The following is a 2,425-nucleotide window of genomic DNA, read 5'->3' as shown; positions in this document are numbered from 1 at the left end:
CCATATTGCCCTTGATCTTGCGGCGGCCGGTCGAGTCGGTGAATTCCTTGGCCGGCTTGGTGACCACCTTGAATCCGTTATAGTCGAGCCAGTCGATCAGCGGACGGATCGAGGAGTATTCCTGATCCTCGACCAGCGCCGTGTAATAATAGGCGCGCAGAAGATAGCCACGTTTCTGGAAGCTCGACAGGAGCTTGCGATAGTCGATGTCGAAGCCGAGCGCGCGCGACGTCGCATAGAGATTGGCGCCGTCGATGAATAGGGCGATTTTTTCACGAGGGTCGAACATGGAAAATATTCCTTCTCGAAATAAACGGCCGTCTAAACGAAATGCGATAGCGACGTTCGGTCAGGCTCATAATAAACCGGCTGACCTCTACGCATCCGAGATAGCGCCAGATTCACGGCAATCCAAGGGCGCGTGCGGCACTGCAAGCAATTGTGATCGGGACACCGAACACATAGGCACAGCCAGTTTTGCCGAATCGGGTGTTTGAACGAAGGATTGGGCGCCCTGCAGCCCGGCCATTGCCATGATGCTTGTATTTTGGCGGCGTTCGGGTTATGGACCGCGCCTGTTTTCCATCAAATCCATCGCATGAAAGGGGCAATCCATGGCCCGCGTAACCGTTGAAGATTGCATCGACAAGGTCGACAACCGCTTCGAACTGGTGCTGCTTGCCGGCCACCGTGCCCGGCAGATCAGCCAGGGCGCGCCGATCACCGTGCCGCGTGACAACGACAAGAACCCGGTCGTGGCGCTGCGCGAGATCGCCGATGAGACGCTGTCGCCCGACGACCTCAAGGAAGATCTGATCCATTCGCTGCAGAAGCATGTCGAGGTCGACGAGCCCGAGGCCGACGGCGAGGCGATTGCCGATCAGACCGGCACCGCCGTTGCTGCCACCGACGCCGATGACGCCGAGGAGAACATCACCTTCGACCGCATGACCGAGGAAGATCTCCTGGCCGGCATCGAGGGTCTGGTGCCACCGGAAAAAAGCGACGACTACTAAGAGCCTGGATCAAGCATCCGGCACTTCCGTCCTGGCAGTTTCGTGGCTATCTATGACATGCGCCGTACAGCAGTGCGGCGCATGATTCATTTCACCGCTGCGAGATCCCGCCCATGATGCGTCAGTATGAGCTTGTCGAGCGCGTCCAGCGCTACAAGCCTGACGTCAACGAGGCGTTGCTCAACAAGGCCTATGTCTATGCCATGCAGAAGCATGGCCACCAGAAGCGCGCTTCCGGCGACCCGTATTTCTCGCACCCGCTCGAAGTCGCCGCCATCCTCACCGAGATGCATATGGACGAGGCGACGATCGCGGTCGCCCTGCTGCACGACACGATCGAGGACACGACCGCCACACGGGCTGAGATCGACGATCTGTTCGGCCCCGAAATGGGCAAGCTGGTCGAGGGCCTGACCAAGCTGAAGAAGCTCGATCTCGTCTCGAAGAAGGCCGAGCAGGCGGAAAACCTGAGAAAGCTTCTGCTGGCGATTTCAGAAGATGTCCGCGTGCTGCTGGTCAAGCTCGCCGACCGCCTGCACAATATGCGCACCCTCGACCACATGCCGGAGGCCAAGCGCCTGCGCATCGCCGAGGAGACGATGGATATCTACGCGCCGCTGGCCGGCCGCATGGGCATGCAAGGCATGCGCGAGGAGCTGGAAGAGATCGCCTTCCGCTTCATCAATCCGGAAGCCTATCGCGCCGTCACCGCACGGCTTGCCGAAATCTTCGAGCGCAACAAGGGCGTGCTGACGGACATCGAAAAGGCGCTGTCCACGCTGTTCGAGAAGCATGCGATCAACGCCGGCGTGAAGAGCCGGCAGAAGAAGCCGTGGTCGGTGTTCCGCAAGATGGAGGCCAAGGCGCTGTCCTTCGAGCAGCTCTCGGATATTTTCGGCTTCCGCGTCGTCGTCGACACGGTCGAGGATTGTTACAGGGCGCTTGGCGCCATCCACACCGCGTGGTCGATGGTGCCCGGCCGCTTCAAGGACTACATCTCGACGCCGAAGCAGAACGATTATCGGTCGATCCACACCACCATCGTCGGCCCGTCGCGCCAGCGTGTCGAGCTGCAAATCCGCACCCGAGAGATGAACAAGATCGCCGAATACGGCGTCGCTGCCCATTCGATCTACAAGGACACCGGCGGCAAGACGAATGGCGCCGCCCACGCGATTTCGAAGGAAACCAACGCCTACGCCTGGCTGCGGCGCACCATCGAGCAGCTTGCCGAGGGCGACAATCCCGAGGATTTCCTCGAAAATACCAAGCTGGAGCTGTTCCAGGACCAGGTGTTCTGCTTCACCCCGAAAGGCATGTTGATTGCGCTGCCGCGCGGCGCGACGCCGATCGATTTCGCCTACGCGGTGCACACCGATGTCGGCGACACCTGCGTCGGTGCCAAGGTC

The 2,425-nt window shown here is 60.2% G+C and carries 3 protein-coding genes; 2 read left to right on the top strand and 1 reads right to left on the bottom strand.

The window, feature by feature from the left end; all coding sequences use genetic code 11:
• On the bottom strand, nt 1-289 hold a 289-nt coding region (locus EN893_RS29235; RefSeq protein ID WP_128361995.1), incomplete at its 3' end, for an NYN domain-containing protein.
• Nucleotides 290-614: 325 nt separating this feature from the next.
• Between EN893_RS29235 and rpoZ the strand changes: the two genes are divergently transcribed.
• Together rpoZ and EN893_RS29225 are read left to right on the top strand one after the other, a co-directional pair.
• Entirely contained in the window at nt 615-1,016 is a 402-nt protein-coding gene (gene rpoZ, locus EN893_RS29230; RefSeq protein WP_013532591.1) for a DNA-directed RNA polymerase subunit omega, read from the top strand.
• 113 nt (nt 1,017-1,129) lie between these two features.
• The coding region (locus tag EN893_RS29225; RefSeq protein WP_164901202.1) for a RelA/SpoT family protein at nt 1,130-2,425 on the top strand (1,296 nt) is incomplete at its 3' end.

The sequence above is a fragment of the Mesorhizobium sp. M7A.F.Ca.CA.004.04.2.1 genome (genome assembly GCF_004022825.1).
Classification (GTDB): Bacteria; Pseudomonadota; Alphaproteobacteria; order Rhizobiales; family Rhizobiaceae; genus Mesorhizobium.
The sequence above is the reverse complement of the archived record's forward strand: the minus strand, read 5'-3'. Positions and strand labels throughout refer to the sequence as shown.